Below are 11765 nucleotides of genomic sequence, written 5' to 3'. Positions count from 1 at the left end.
AATTCTAGCATAATTCGTCGTCTGAGACTAACTTCCAGTTTTGGGAGAGAGATGGAAGTTACTTTGAGAAGTTACGTAAAAATCCAATAGCAACAGGTTTTTTGTTAGATTTATTTTGAAAAAGGCCGATTTTGTAGTATAATAGTACGGTGTGAAAAAATCTGAAAAATGAGAAAGGATAAGGGATATGAAACAAGTTTTTCTCTCTACAACAACTGAATTTAAAGAGATCGATACACTTGAACCGGGTACTTGGATCAATCTCGTCAATCCGACTCAAAATGAATCACTCGAAATCGCTAATGCCTTCGATATTGACATTGCCGACCTTCGTGCACCGCTCGATGCGGAAGAAATGTCTCGTATTACCATTGAAGACGAGTATACCCTGATTATCGTAGACGTGCCGGTCACAGAGGAAAGAAATAACCGCACCTACTACGTAACTATCCCGCTTGGTATTATCATCACCGAGGAAACCATTATCACTACGTGTTTGGAACCATTACCGGTCCTCGATGTCTTTATCAACCGTCGATTGCGTAATTTCTATACCTTCATGCGCTCACGTTTTATCTTCCAGATTCTTTATCGCAATGCAGAGCTTTACCTAACAGCCCTTCGTTCAATTGACCGCAAGAGTGAACAAATCGAAAGTCAACTGCATCAATCAACTCGTAATGAAGAATTGATTGAGCTCATGGAATTGGAAAAAACCATTGTCTATTTCAAGGCCTCCCTCAAAACAAATGAGCGTGTGATTAAGAAATTGACCAGCTCAACCAGTAATATCAAAAAATACCTTGAGGACGAAGACCTGCTTGAAGATACCTTGATTGAAACCCAACAGGCCATCGAGATGGCAGACATCTATGGAAACGTCTTGCATTCTATGACAGAGACCTTTGCCTCTATCATTTCTAACAACCAGAACAACATTATGAAGACCTTGGCCCTTGTGACCATTGTCATGTCCATCCCAACCATGGTCTTCTCTGCCTACGGGATGAACTTTAAGGATAATGAAATCCCCCTAAACGGCGAGCCAAATGCCTTCTGGTTAATCGTCTTTATCGCCTTTGCTATGAGTGTCTCGCTCACTCTCTATCTCATCCATAAAAAATGGTTCTAAGAGGAGTTCCTATGTCTCAGATTGATCTACAAAAATTAACTAAGAAAAACCAAGAATTTATCCATATCGCTACCCAACAATTCATCAAGGATGGAAAAACAGACGCTGAAATTAAGGCTATTTTTGAGGAAGTTATTCCCCAAATCCTTGAAGAGCAAGCCAAGGGTACGACTGCTCGTTCCCTCTATGGCGCACCAACTCACTGGGCCCATAGCTTCACTGTCAAAGAGCAGTACGAAAAAGAGCATCCAAAAGAAAATGATGACCCAAAACTCATGATTATGGATTCAGCCCTTTTCATCACTAGCCTCTTTGCCCTCGTCAGCGCCCTCACAACCTTCTTCTCAGCAGATCAGGCTATCGGTTACGGTTTGATTACCCTCCTGCTAGTTGGACTGGTTGGTGGATTTGCCTTCTACTTGATGTACTACTTTGTTTACCAATACTACGGACCAGATATTGACCGCAGTCAACGTCCACCTTTCTGGAAATCTGTACTGGTTATCCTAGCCTCTATGTTCCTTTGGTTACTTGTCTTCTTTGCAACAAGCTTCCTACCAGCTAACCTTAACCCAGTACTTGCTCCATTGCCACTAGCTATTATCGGAGCAGTTCTCCTAGCCCTTCGCTTCTATCTCAAGAAACGCTTGAACATCCGCAGCGCAAGTGCAGGACCAACACGTTATTAAGAGAACGATAAAAGCAACTGCAAGTGCGGTTGCTTTTTTACTACTTTCTTGATTTAAAAGCATTCTTCTGACATCCCACATAGCTTTCTCTTATCTTTTGTGATAAAATAGGCTCAATCTATTTCTAGGAGGATGAGATATGGCTTCTACTATTGGTATTGTTAGTTTATCTAGTGGCATTATCGGAGAAGACTTTGTCAAACACGAAGTGGACTTGGGTGTCCAACGTCTCAAGAATCTGGGACTCAATCCTATCTTTTTGCCCCATTCGTTAAAAGGATTAGACTTTATCAAGGACCATCCTGAAGCCCGTGCGGAGGATTTGATGCAAGCCTTTTCTGATGATAGCATCGACATGATCCTATGCGCCATCGGTGGAGACGATACCTATCGTTTGTTGCCCTACCTCTTTGAAAATGACCAACTAGAAAAGGTTATCAAACAAAAGATTTTTCTTGGCTTCTCAGATACAACCATGAACCATCTCATGTTGCATAAACTAGGTGTTAAAACTTTTTATGGGCAATCCTTTTTAGCGGACATTTGTGAATTGGACAAGGAAATGTTAGCCTATAGCCTTCACTACTTTAAAGAATTGATTGAGACGGGAAGAATCTCAGAAATCCGCCCTAGTGACGTTTGGTATGATGAAAGGACTGACTTCAGTCCCAAGGCTCTGGGGACACCTCGTGTCAGTCATGCAAATACCGGTTTTGAATTATTGCAAGGAAATGCCCAGTTCGAGGGAAAAATTCTCGGTGGTTGCCTCGAATCCCTCTACGATATCTTTGACAACTCTCGATACGCAGATAGCACTGAGCTCTGCCAAAAGTACAAACTCTTCCCTGACTTGTCAGACTGGGAAGGAAAAATCCTCTTGCTAGAAACAAGCGAAGAAAAGCCTGAGTCCGAAGACTTCAAAAAAATGTTGCGAACTTTAAAGGATACTGGCATATTCGAGGTCATCAGTGGACTCTTGGTCGGAAAACCTATGGATGAAACTTTCTATGACGACTATAAAGAGGCACTATTGGATATCATTGATAGCAATATCCCAATTGTCTATAATCTGAATGTCGGCCACGCAACTCCAAGAGCAATTGTACCCTTTGGGATCCATGCTCATGTAGATGCACAGGAACAAGTCATTCGCTTTGACTATAACAAAAAATAAATAGTTTCTCTATTTTTGTGCTTTTGTATTCGTTTTCGTTACAATTTGTATCTGAATTTATTGCATTTCGCTAATTTCTATGTTATCCTTTTGAAGGAGGTGTATATGACAAAACAAAAAATTAATCGAATCGTAGGTTCTATTGGTGCCTTTATTGGAATTATAGTATTTATTGCCTACATACCTCAAATTATCGCTAATTTACAGGGAAATAAAGCTCAACCATTTCAACCTTTATCAGCTGCTATATCTTGCTTAATCTGGGTTATTTATGGATGGACAAAGGAACCTAAGAAGGATTGGATACTAATCATTCCAAATTCAGCTGGTGTTATTTTAGGTGGAATCACTTTTTTGACTTCACTCTAACAAATCTAATAGTATATATAAAAAGCTGGGAAGAATTTCTCAGCTTTTTTCTATATTCTCAGATAGTTAGACGCTTGAACTCACTAACTTCCGCTTTTCCACTCACAATCATTCTCATGGTCATCGACTAGGCCTGCTGCTTGTAGAAAAGACAAGACGGCGACTGGGCCTGTGAACTTGAAACCTCGTTTTTTGAGTTCTTTAGCCAATTTCTCAGACAGAGGTGTTTTAGCTGGGGCTTGGCGATAATCGGGAACATCGTTAACGATGGTTTTCCCCTCAACAAAAGACCAAAGATAGGCATCAAAAGAGCCGTACTCTGCCTGTAGTCGTAGAAAGGCTTGGGCGTTAGCGCGTGTAGCAAAAATCTTGGCTCTATTTCGGATGATAGCTGGATTCTCCAGCAAAGCTTCCAATTCGGCATCTGTCATCTCTGCGACCGCTTGAATTTGATAGCCATGAAAGGCTTCTCGGAAAGCTTGGCGTTTGTTTAGTACCGTTTCCCAAGACAGACCTGCCTGATAGGTTTCCATACACAATAACTCAAACAATGCTTGGTCATCATGGAGGGGTTGGCCCCACTCCTCATCATGATAGGCAATGTAGAGCTGATTGGTCATCTTGACCCACGAACAACGTTTTGTCATGCTCTGCTCCTATTTGACCAACATTTTAAGGGCCGACTTGATATAGTTCTCAGCTGTATCTGTCGTTCCTTCGAAGAATTTCTTGATTTTCTTGAGTTCGGTCGCCTTGTAGCCCAGAGCTAGCATGGCTTCCATAGCTTCTTCCAGTTCTTTGTTTTCAGCGCTTGCTTGCACTGCCACCTTAGCAGGAAGGTCATCTCCTGCAACTACTACCTTGCCTTCCAAGTCCAGCACCATCTGCTGGGCTGTTTTCTTGCCAATTTTAGGGAATTTGGTCAAGTAGGTGATATTCTTGGTTTCAATGGCTTGAACCAAGCCAGCATTGTCATCAGCAGCGATAATAGCAAGAGCTGATACAGGACCAATCCCAGAGACCGAAATCAGACTGAGAAAGAGCTTTTTCTCGTCTTCTGAGCGAAATCCATAAAGTAGATGGGCATCCTCACGTACAACTTGATGCACATAAATTTGGGCTTCTTGTTTAACCTGATCTGAATAAGCATAAGGATTGGCCACATGCAAAATATAACCGATACCGTTGACTTCAAGAACAATGTATTTAGCAGTAATTTTGGTAATGATTCCTTTTAAATATTCGTACATAGTTTTCCTTTTAGTTTAATATTTCCCCAACTCACGAAGACTGGTGTGATTTTCCTGAATACGTCGGAACATCTTTTCCATATCCGACTTGGTAAAATGCACCAAAACAGGACGTCCATGAGGACAGTTATAGGGATTGTCACACTGAGAGAGCTGATAAAGGAGCTGTCTGGCTGAGTGGTCATCGATACGATGATTGGCCTTGATAGATCTCTTGCAGGACATCATGATAGCTAGCTCTGCTCGATATTTCTTGATAGAAACTTCCTTGGTTAAAAGGAGCATGTCGCACATTTCATAGATGCCTGACTCAATCTCTTCTTCTGCCATCCAAATAGGATGTTCGCGTAGGATAAATTGATTTTCTCCGTACTCTGCTAGAAAGACGCCCACTTCCTCTAAGAGAGGCATTCTTTCCTTGAGACGCAGGGCATCATCCGCTGGAAATTCAAAGATGTAAGGAACTAGGAGTTGCTGCTGGCTCTGGTCAACATCGCCAATGCTTTCACGATACTCCTCGTACTTGACCCGTTCCTGCGCCGCATGTTGGTCTATGATGTAGAGCCCATCTCGCCCTTGGGCAAAGAGATAGGTTCCATGCATTTGCCCGAAAAATTCCAACTCTGGAAAGCTTGAAGATTCTTCTCGCTCCAGCTTGTCATAGGCCTTATCAAGACTTGCTAAGTCTAACTCTGGGTGATCTAATTGGTCATAGTTAGCTGGCTTTCTCTCTGCAAAATGCAGTTTTGCTGGCTTGGTCAGCTGATCCAAGGTTTCCTTGGCAAATAAAGTTAAATCCTGTCCCTCATTAGTCAATTCTACCTGATAATCAGCTACTTCAGCTTGACTAGGTCTTGTCGGCTCAGTTTTCTCATAGTAGAGCGTATTTTCTTTGAGTGGGAGAATAGTTTGCTCCACCTTCTCACGATTGCGCACAGTCGATTTGGCAAGATTTTCCAAGGCATCTGGTATCAAGGTTTGTTCCTTGAGACTGTTGGAAATAGCTTCTGAGACCAGCGTCATCAGTTCTTTTTCCTTAGAAATCCGCACCTCTTGCTTGGTTGGATGCACATTGACATCAGCTAGATAAGGGTCTATATGGATATGAATGACAGCCAGTGGAAAACGGCCTACCATGAGCTTACTGCCATAACCGTCAAGAATAGCACGATTGAGTAAAAAGTTCTTGATATAACGACCATTGATGAAGAGACTGATATAATTGCGATTGGCCCGAGTTAACTCAGGCAAGGATACAAAGCCAGAAATTTCGAAATCAAGGTCAGAATTCTCAATTTCAATCATCTTCTTGGCGCTAGCTAAACCGTAAATCCCTGCGATAGCTTGGCGCAATTGACCTGTTCCCGCTGTTCGCGTCATCTCCTTACCATCACTAATCAAGCTAAAAGAAATCTCAGGATGGGCCAAACCCAGACGATTGACAATATCAATGATATGAGACAACTCTGCTTGCTGGCTCTTCATATACTTGAGGCGGGCAGGCGTGTTGAAAAAGAGGTCCTCCACACAAACCTTGGTTCCCACAGGGCTAGTCGCTGGGATGACTTCCTCAACTTCGCCCCCACGCGCAACTAATTTGGTTCCATGACTTGCGCCCTCAACTGCTGTCAAAAGAGTTAAAACGCTGACGGATGCGATAGAAGGCAAGGCTTCACCACGAAAACCAAGCGTCCGAATCCGAAAGAGGTCTGCTTGATTTTTTATCTTACTGGTCGCATGGCGACGCAAAGCCAGCTCTACCTCATCGTGGGCAATTCCATGACCATTATCTGTAATTTGAATCTTCTTGAGACCAGCCTCCTCAATCTCAATGATAATCTGACTAGAGCCCGCGTCAATAGCATTTTCTACCAACTCCTTAACAACGCTAGCTGGACGCTCGATAACCTCTCCAGCTGCAATCTGGTTTGCCAGCACCTCTGGCAATTCAATAATATGAGACATTTTTCAACCCCTTTCTGTTTTCCTAGAAATTGATTAGTGCTATTATACCATATTTCAGATAGGACAGAAAAGCTCCACCACATAGGAGCCAAATCCCTCCACATAGACAAAGGCCCTTGCCATAGGATATAAAATAGTGTTTAATAAAGGTGTACAAGAAGTGATCACAATTTTGTATGAAAAACAAGGAGAGAAATTTATGAAAGTAGAACTACAGATTAGTGAAACTTACGAAGAGGAAAAGCTGATTGTTCAAGCACCTCAGCCGACAGATAAAGTCCAAAAAGTCATCGAGTTTGCAGAAAATCTGGACCAAAAAGAAACAATCAAAGGAAAGATTGATAATCAGGTCTATCTCGTTGAGATTGGCAAGATTCAACGCTTCTATATCGAGAATCGGAAGGTTCTAGCAGAAACCGCGAGTCAGACCTACAGCATTGATTTGCGACTCTATCAGGTCCTTGAAATTCTGCCAACCAATTTTATCCAAATTTCCCAATCAGAAATCATCAATATCGACTCCATCTCCCATCTCAAGCTCACCCCCAACGGCCTAGTAGAAATTTTCTTGAAAAATGAAAGCTTCACCTACTCTTCACGCCGTTATCTAAAAACCATCAAGGAGAAATTAGAACTATGAAAAAACAAATCTTCCACGACGCAGCTACTGGTGTCCTCATCGGTCTCATCCTCTCTATCATCTTTTCACTCATTTATGCACCAAGTACCTACGCCCCGTTAAGTCCCGACTCTCTCATCGGACAAATGATGGCTCAACATCAGGTTCACGGTGCCTTGGTCTTGCTCTACTGCACACTGATCTGGGCAGCCATTGGTATTCTCTTCAACTTTGGCAAGCAATTATTCAGCCGTGACTGGAGCTTACTCCGTGTGACTCTGACTCATTTTTTCCTCATGCTAGTAGGCTTTATCCCACTAGCAACCCTAGCAGGTTGGTTCCCCTTCCACTGGATCTTCTATCTCCAGCTCATTATCGAGTTTGCGATTGTCTACCTCATCATTTGGACTATTTCCTATAAAAGAACATCAAAAAAAGTAAACCATATCAATCAACTCTTGGAGCATAGAAAGTAAGAACCTCATAATAAGTAAATCCGAGAAAGAAACTTCTCGGTTTTGCTTTATCTTGCTACACCTTGCTATCATAGCAGTTATTTTCAGATCTTCTTTGTAAATTTTCTGTAATTTTCTATCTTTTTTCAAAATATTCTTGCATTTTCCCAAAATTTTTTGTAGAATATAGATTACATATCCAGATTATTCTGAAAATTCAAAAAGGAGTATCTATCATGTCACAATCTATTTCGTTAAATCAATCAACCTGGACAAGTAAACTAAAAGCAATGGGACCTGGAATCCTAATGGCTTCTGCCGCTGTTGGAGGTTCTCACATTGTATCTTCCACTCAAGCTGGTGGTTCTTACGGTTGGTCTCTACTTCTCTTGGTCATCTTAGCCAATGTCTTTAAATATCCATTTTTCCGTTTTGGTGCTGAATACACAGCTGATACTGGAAAGACTTTGGTTGAAGGTTATGCCGAAAAAGGAAAACTCTATCTCTGGATTTTCTTTATCCTCAATGTCTTTTCTGCTATGGTCAACACAGCTGGTGTCGCCATTCTGTGCTCAGCTATCATCGCCAGCGCCTTCCCAATGATTGGTCTTAGCATTACTCAATGGTCCCTCATTCTCGTTGCCATCATTTGGGCTATGTTACTCTTTGGAGGCTACAAACTCTTAGACGGTATGGCAAAATGGATCATGTCAGCTTTGACCATTGCAACTGTTCTTGCAGTTATCATCGCGGCGGTCAAGCATCCAGAATACAGTTCTAATTTTGTCGAGAAAACACCTTGGCAAATGGCAGCTCTACCCTTCATCGTCTCCCTCCTAGGATGGATGCCTGCTCCTATTGAAATTTCAGCCATCAACTCACTTTGGTCTGCTGAAAAGAAAAAGACCGTCAACTTTAACACAGAGGACGCTCTATTCGACTTTAACGTTGGTTATATTGGAACAGCTATCCTAGCTGTGTTCTTTGTAGCACTGGGAGCACTGATTCAGTATCCTACAGGACAGGCAGTTGAAGCCGCTTCAGCCAAATACATCTCTCAATTCGTGGGCATGTATGCGTCTGTTCTTGGCGAATGGTCCCGTTATTTAATTACATTTATTGCTTTCCTGTGTATCTTTGGAACAGTTATCACTGTTATCGATGGCTATTCTCGTGTCAATCAGGAATCTCTACGACTGCTAATCCGTCAAAAAGAAGACAATCGTAAATCTTTGAACATCTGGATGACCATCACTGCTATCATCGGTATCGTCATTATCAAGTTCTTTGCTGGTCAGGTTTCAACCATGCTCCGCTTTGCTATGATTGGTTCTTTCCTGACAACACCATTCTTCGCTCTTTTGAATTACGCCTTGGTAACGCGTGAAAACAAAAATCTTCCTTCTTGGCTCAAACACCTTGCCATTGCAGGATTGATTTTCCTCTTTGGCTTTGCCATCTTCTTTATCTACGCACTCGCAATCGGAAAAGCAGGATAACTGACAAGCGCTAGATGAAGATAAGGTTCCATTTCAAGAGAACATTCAGCAAATATTTCTATGATAAAAAGCATAAGAACAAGGTTTTGAAGACCTGAACTTATGCTTTTTTACCTTCTTAAAGACTGCTTATAATCAAAAAGCAGTTAGCAAATCCCAACTGCCTCTTATAACTACCTTAATTTTCCTTTTCCAACTCATACAAATCCGCAATAATTGCAGCCACATGCTTGATATCTCCCAGCATGCCTCGCATTTCAAAGTCAGCCAAGACAGGGAAACCAAAACGTTGACTGTATTGCTTGGCTGTCAGGCAGTATTGGTTATTAAAGTTGCGATTTCCTGAACCAACTACGCCAAAACACTTACTAGCATTGTCACCATAGGCGATAAAATCCCCCACTGGTGTCGTCAAAATCTCTACATCTCCGTTATCCACGCCATTCCCACCTTCAAGGTAGGTCGGCAAAAAAGTGACATAGGGATGGTCCATTTCATAAAAATCTTGGCCTTCCTTGACCAAATCCTTGATATGAATCTTTTGAACTTCAATTCCCTCGTACTGGGACAAGAGATAGTCTTTCAAGCGTGTCACAAAACTCTCAGTATTCCCACTCAGACTGATATAAACTAAAGAAATTGTCTTCATATTTTCCTCCATGATTTTATTTTTAATCGAAAAAGAACTATCAAGATTGTATCTTGATAGTTCTTTTTTGTCAATACTTAAGCAAGTTCTTCTGTTTCTTCTTCAGCCAAGGCTTTTTGCTGACGCCATATCTTGTAGAAGACAAGGGCCAGGAAGAGAACATTGATGACGATATAGAAAATGCTAACGGCTTGTGAAATAACACTTATCCCTAAACGCATGGTCTCATCGTGAACTAACTGCACAGCGTCTTGTAAAGTCACATAGCTATAAATCGAACCAATAATGGCTAGCAAAACATAGCCGACATAAGTATAGTTTGCATATTGCAAATTCTTACGAACAAGGAACACAATCGCTACTGCAACTAAAATAGCAGATAGCACAATCAAGGCCATATTAAAAATAGAATGAGTTGATTCTGCTACTCTATAGGTGTAATTAAGCTGGTCTTCTAATTGCTGAGCACTGACCCCTGCAACTTGTTTCTGAGCGGCACGAAGGGCTTCTTTGCTAGGCAAGGGACTCAACATTCCAAACAGAGACGTAGCTGAAATAAGGGCAGACAAGATTAGCAAGACCCATAGATAAATCGGTTTCTTTTTCATGATAGAACCTCCTGATGTTATTATTGATATTATAGCACTTTTTGTAAAGGGATACAAATTTTATAGTATCGTTTCTACCTGTTTTCGGTAGGCTTTTGGTGATTTTCCGCACAATTTTCGGAAAACTTTATAGAAATATCCAACGTTACTGTAGCCAACAGCATAACAAATATCTTCGATACTGTCACTAGTTGAAAGTAAGAGTTGCTGGGCGGCCTTAATGCGTTGTTTGTTTAGTAATTCTGCGAAGGTCGAATTGGTTTCTCGCTTAATCAACTGACCTAGATAGACAGGATTGATAAAAAGATCCTTACTGATATCCTTGAGGGAAAGTTCTTTTTGATAATCACGCCCAATCACTTCCAGCACACTGACCACATTTTCATTCATACGATATTGGCCAAAGAATCGAGTCAGAGTTTCCTTGATATAAGGAACCAATTCATCGAAGGATTGAATAGCATGAATAGTTTTGACAATGTCCGTCATATCATCAGCTTTGAGATGCTCAAACAAGTGGAAAACATCCATGACAAACTGAATAAAAAGCTGTTTGGTAATCGGAACACGGGGTGTATTTTCAAGAACCACCTTCTCCAAGAGATTCAACTCTTCTACGATTTGATTGAGATTTCCCTGAATGATAACCCGATAAATTGGTTCATAGTAGGCAAAGAGGCTCTCCGACTGCTGCAGATTTACAGAGCCGTAAAAAAGGGCTTTCTCAGCATTCAGCTTCCAGCGGTCAAAGTGTTCTTGATAAGGAGCTTCAAAGGGTGTAACGACTAAACCATCTAGGGGTTGGTCAGAAATGAAAATCTGCCAGTCTTGCCCCAAGACATAGTAGGGAATGGTGAAGGAGCCTTGTTTTTCCTTAGATAGACCTATCCACCAATTCTCCTTACCTCCTAAATAACTGACAAACCCAGCCTCATCTAAATCTTGACTAAGAGTCTGACTTTTCTTTCCTCTCTCGCTAAGCTGATCTGCAATCTTCTCCAGCAGATTTCCCAACTCTACCTTATCAACAGGCTTGACCAGATAGTCCACAACACTAAGGTTCATGGCTCTTTTTACGTAATCAAACTCCTGATAACCTGAGAGCAAGATATAGGCAGCATCTGGTAAGATCTCTTTCATTTCCTTGATCATCTCAAGCCCTGTTTTGTCTGGCATATTGACATCGGAAATGACCACATCAACAGGATTTTCCTGAACATATTCTAGAGCTTCATCGGCATGACTGGCTGTTGCGACGACCTCCATATCCCACTTATCAAAGGGAATCAAACGCTTCAGACCTTCTGTCACCATGTACTCATCATCTACTAATAATACTTTATACATTTTCTCCCT

The 11765-nt window shown here is 41.5% G+C and carries 13 protein-coding genes; 7 read left to right on the top strand and 6 right to left on the bottom strand.

Annotated elements, in window-relative coordinates:
- Positions 1-187 precede the first annotated feature (187 nt).
- The 4 genes from N8L33_RS05845 (at position 188) to N8L33_RS05830 (ending at position 3364) form a co-directional block, all read left to right on the top strand.
- Positions 188-1132 carry a magnesium transporter CorA family protein gene (locus N8L33_RS05845; RefSeq protein WP_000815623.1) on the top strand — a complete coding sequence of 315 codons (945 nt, stop codon included), beginning with the start codon at positions 188-190 and terminating at the stop codon, positions 1130-1132.
- A gap of 11 nt (positions 1133-1143) precedes the next feature.
- Positions 1144-1821, top strand: coding sequence for a DUF1129 domain-containing protein (locus N8L33_RS05840; RefSeq protein ID WP_261059197.1), 678 nt, complete (start codon positions 1144-1146; stop codon positions 1819-1821).
- 139 nt (positions 1822-1960) lie between these two features.
- A complete protein-coding gene (locus tag N8L33_RS05835) occupies positions 1961-2995 on the top strand; it encodes a S66 family peptidase (RefSeq protein WP_261059195.1) in 1035 nt (344 codons plus the stop codon).
- A 105-nt stretch (positions 2996-3100) separates the two neighbouring features.
- Positions 3101-3364: a SemiSWEET family transporter gene (locus N8L33_RS05830; protein WP_000166114.1), complete on the top strand. Its 264-nt coding sequence runs from the start codon at positions 3101-3103 to the stop codon at positions 3362-3364.
- A gap of 83 nt (positions 3365-3447) precedes the next feature.
- On the opposite strand, the gene N8L33_RS05825 is transcribed toward N8L33_RS05830, so the two are convergent.
- Genes N8L33_RS05825 through mutL form a run of 3 tightly spaced genes read right to left on the bottom strand, consistent with a single transcriptional unit; the run spans position 3448 to position 6579 of the window.
- Positions 3448-4011 carry a DNA-3-methyladenine glycosylase I gene (locus tag N8L33_RS05825; protein ID WP_261059192.1) on the bottom strand — a complete coding sequence of 188 codons (564 nt, stop codon included), beginning with the start codon at positions 4009-4011 and terminating at the stop codon, positions 3448-3450.
- Between the two features lie 9 nt (positions 4012-4020).
- A complete protein-coding gene (ruvA, locus tag N8L33_RS05820) occupies positions 4021-4614 on the bottom strand; it encodes a Holliday junction branch migration protein RuvA (RefSeq protein ID WP_261059190.1) in 594 nt (197 codons plus the stop codon).
- Between the two features lie 15 nt (positions 4615-4629).
- Positions 4630-6579, bottom strand: coding sequence for a DNA mismatch repair endonuclease MutL (gene mutL / locus N8L33_RS05815; RefSeq protein ID WP_261059188.1), 1950 nt, complete (start codon positions 6577-6579; stop codon positions 4630-4632).
- A 199-nt stretch (positions 6580-6778) separates the two neighbouring features.
- Between mutL and N8L33_RS05810 the strand changes: the two genes are divergently transcribed.
- From N8L33_RS05810 to N8L33_RS05800, 3 genes are all read left to right on the top strand, one after another.
- Positions 6779-7219, top strand: coding sequence for a LytTR family DNA-binding domain-containing protein (locus N8L33_RS05810; protein WP_261059186.1), 441 nt, complete (start codon positions 6779-6781; stop codon positions 7217-7219).
- The gene (locus N8L33_RS05805; protein WP_261059184.1) at positions 7216-7674 is read left to right on the top strand and encodes a DUF3021 domain-containing protein; all 459 of its coding nucleotides are present in this window, start codon (positions 7216-7218) and stop codon (positions 7672-7674) included. The genes N8L33_RS05810 and N8L33_RS05805 overlap by 4 nt, the downstream gene beginning before the upstream one ends.
- Positions 7675-7889: 215 nt before the next feature.
- Positions 7890-9152: an NRAMP family divalent metal transporter gene (locus tag N8L33_RS05800; RefSeq protein ID WP_261059182.1), complete on the top strand. Its 1263-nt coding sequence runs from the start codon at positions 7890-7892 to the stop codon at positions 9150-9152.
- A 178-nt stretch (positions 9153-9330) separates the two neighbouring features.
- Here the strand turns inward: N8L33_RS05800 and nrdI are convergent, their stop codons facing one another.
- The 3 genes from nrdI to N8L33_RS05785 all read right to left on the bottom strand — a co-directional run bounded on the left by nrdI (position 9331) and on the right by N8L33_RS05785 (position 11756).
- Positions 9331-9801, bottom strand: a complete 471-nt coding sequence (gene nrdI / locus N8L33_RS05795; protein WP_138336995.1) for a class Ib ribonucleoside-diphosphate reductase assembly flavoprotein NrdI — start codon at positions 9799-9801, stop codon at positions 9331-9333.
- A gap of 77 nt (positions 9802-9878) precedes the next feature.
- Positions 9879-10409 (bottom strand): ABC transporter permease, encoded by a 531-nt coding sequence (locus N8L33_RS05790; RefSeq protein ID WP_261059180.1) that lies wholly within the window; start codon positions 10407-10409, stop codon positions 9879-9881.
- A 60-nt stretch (positions 10410-10469) separates the two neighbouring features.
- Complete coding sequence (locus N8L33_RS05785) at positions 10470-11756, bottom strand: response regulator transcription factor (protein WP_261059179.1); 1287 nt, start codon at positions 11754-11756, stop codon at positions 10470-10472.
- Positions 11757-11765 lie beyond the last annotated feature (9 nt).

The sequence above is a fragment of the Streptococcus mitis genome, assembly GCF_946188695.1.
In the GTDB taxonomy this organism is placed as follows: Bacteria; Bacillota; Bacilli; order Lactobacillales; family Streptococcaceae; genus Streptococcus; species Streptococcus mitis_DF.
Note: the sequence above shows the minus strand (reverse complement) of the source record. Positions and strands in the feature narration are given on the sequence as shown.

Coding starts and splice junctions, on each gene's coding strand:
- N8L33_RS05845 (WP_000815623.1), top strand. CDS start 188: ATGAAACAAGTTTTTCTCTCTACAACAACTGAATTTAAAGAGATCGAT.
- N8L33_RS05840 (WP_261059197.1), top strand. CDS start 1,144: ATGTCTCAGATTGATCTACAAAAATTAACTAAGAAAAACCAAGAATTT.
- N8L33_RS05835 (WP_261059195.1), top strand. CDS start 1,961: ATGGCTTCTACTATTGGTATTGTTAGTTTATCTAGTGGCATTATCGGA.
- N8L33_RS05830 (WP_000166114.1), top strand. CDS start 3,101: ATGACAAAACAAAAAATTAATCGAATCGTAGGTTCTATTGGTGCCTTT.
- N8L33_RS05825 (WP_261059192.1), bottom strand. CDS start 4,011: ATGACAAAACGTTGTTCGTGGGTCAAGATGACCAATCAGCTCTACATT.
- ruvA (WP_261059190.1), bottom strand. CDS start 4,614: ATGTACGAATATTTAAAAGGAATCATTACCAAAATTACTGCTAAATAC.
- mutL (WP_261059188.1), bottom strand. CDS start 6,579: ATGTCTCATATTATTGAATTGCCAGAGGTGCTGGCAAACCAGATTGCA.
- N8L33_RS05810 (WP_261059186.1), top strand. CDS start 6,779: ATGAAAGTAGAACTACAGATTAGTGAAACTTACGAAGAGGAAAAGCTG.
- N8L33_RS05805 (WP_261059184.1), top strand. CDS start 7,216: ATGAAAAAACAAATCTTCCACGACGCAGCTACTGGTGTCCTCATCGGT.
- N8L33_RS05800 (WP_261059182.1), top strand. CDS start 7,890: ATGTCACAATCTATTTCGTTAAATCAATCAACCTGGACAAGTAAACTA.
- nrdI (WP_138336995.1), bottom strand. CDS start 9,801: ATGAAGACAATTTCTTTAGTTTATATCAGTCTGAGTGGGAATACTGAG.
- N8L33_RS05790 (WP_261059180.1), bottom strand. CDS start 10,409: ATGAAAAAGAAACCGATTTATCTATGGGTCTTGCTAATCTTGTCTGCC.
- N8L33_RS05785 (WP_261059179.1), bottom strand. CDS start 11,756: ATGTATAAAGTATTATTAGTAGATGATGAGTACATGGTGACAGAAGGT.